1 protein-coding gene and 1 tRNA gene are annotated in these 1,575 nt (G+C 74.1%); one reads left to right on the forward strand and one right to left on the reverse strand.

Annotated elements, in window-relative coordinates:
* Positions 1 to 1,315: MFS transporter (locus HW445_RS30370; RefSeq protein ID WP_180224015.1), on the reverse strand; the 1,315-nt coding region annotated here is incomplete at its 3' end.
* 159 nt (positions 1,316 to 1,474) lie between these two features.
* Here HW445_RS30370 and HW445_RS30375 point away from each other — a divergent pair.
* Positions 1,475 to 1,549 (forward strand) — tRNA-Cys (locus tag HW445_RS30375).
* Positions 1,550 to 1,575: the final 26 nt, after the last annotated feature.

The raw sequence follows: 1,575 nt of genomic DNA on the forward strand, positions 1-1,575 counted from the left end.
CGCCGAGGGCCGCGAAGGCGGCGCCCGCCACCGCGAGCAGCATCACGTTGGCCAGGCCGTCGGAGATCTGCAGGGCGGCGGAGTTGGTCCCGGCCTCGTGCGGCGGGGACAGCTTCAGCAGCAGGACGCTGGTGGAGGCGATGACCAGGCCCATGCCGAAGCAGCCGAACGACCACACCAGCGCCACCCACCAGGCGGGCACGGCCTCGATCAGCACGGCGGGCACCGCGACGATGGCGAGGACGACCAGCGTCATGCCCAGGGTGACCAGCCGCTCCCGGTGCCGCTCCAGGCGGGGCCGGGACTGCACCCAGGAGCCGGTGGCCCAGGTGAGGCCGCCGGCCGCGAGGGAGAAGCCGGCCCAGATGGGCGACATGTCCCGCTGGGTGACCAGCATCAGCGGGATGAACGATTCGGCGCCGATGAACGCGCCGGACGCCACGCCGCGCAGCAGGACCACCGAGGGCAGGCCGCGCGCCGAGCGCCACGTCCCGGGCGGGAGCAGGCCGAGGACGGCCGGCACCAGCAGGGCGAGGCCCAGGACCGCGGGGACGAGGGAGAACCAGCGCAGGTCCTGCGCGGCGTACTGGAAGAGGCCGGCGCCGATCGAGACGGCGAGCGCGAGGCGGATCCGGCGCGGGTCGGCCGTCGCGGCGGCCCCCTCGTCGGTCGGACCGGACGCGCGGCGGCGGATCTCCGGCAGGGCCAGCGCCAGCGGGAGCAGGATGATCACCGGGATGCCGAGGAACACCCAGCGCCAGCCGAGGTGTTCGGTGACGGTGCCGGAGGCCAGCGGCCCGACCACCGACGGCACCACCCAGCTCGCCGCGAACGCCGCCATGATGGCGGGCCGCAGCCGCTCCGGGTAGGCCCGGCCGATCACGACGTACAGCGCGACGATCACAAGTCCGCCGCCGAGGCCCTGCACCGCGCGGCCGAGCACGAACACCCACATCGTCCCGGACAGCCCGGAGATCACCAGGCCCGCGCCGAACGAGGCGATGCCGAGCGCCACCGGACCGAGCGGACCGCGCCGGTCGGCCCACTGGCCCGAGACCACCATGCCGAAGAGGCTCGTGGTGAAGAACGCGGAGAACGCGAAGGCGTACAGCTCCACGCCGTTCAGTTCGCGGGCCGCGACCGGCATCGCGGTCCCGACGGCGGTCGCCTCGAAGGCGATCAGCAGGACGACGGAGACGATGCCGATGCTGAGCGCGCGGTGGGAGCGGCCGAGGACGGACTCCTCGGGATGCGCGTCGAGGGGGTCCGGCACGACGTCGTTGTCGCGGGAGGAGTCGAGGGGGCGGCTGGTCATGCCGCAAGCGTAAGGGGCGAGCCGGACGGTCGCTCCTGTCCCGACGGCCGGTCCGCGACGGACCGTTCATGAACGGGGCATGGCAGTCCTGTTGCGGCCCCGCCCGATCGCTTGAGCCGCGCCGCGCGGGACCCGTAGCGTCATGGACGTCGCCACCAGGACCGCGTGCCCGAGTGGCCCAGGGACTGGACTGCAAATCCAGGCACGCGGGTTCGAATCCCGCCGCGGTCTCCACCGCGCCGCGCCCCGCCGAGGTCGAC

It is taken from the genome of Streptomyces sp. UH6 (genome assembly GCF_013421635.1).
In the GTDB taxonomy this organism is placed as follows: domain Bacteria; phylum Actinomycetota; class Actinomycetes; order Streptomycetales; family Streptomycetaceae; genus Streptomyces; species Streptomyces abyssomicinicus.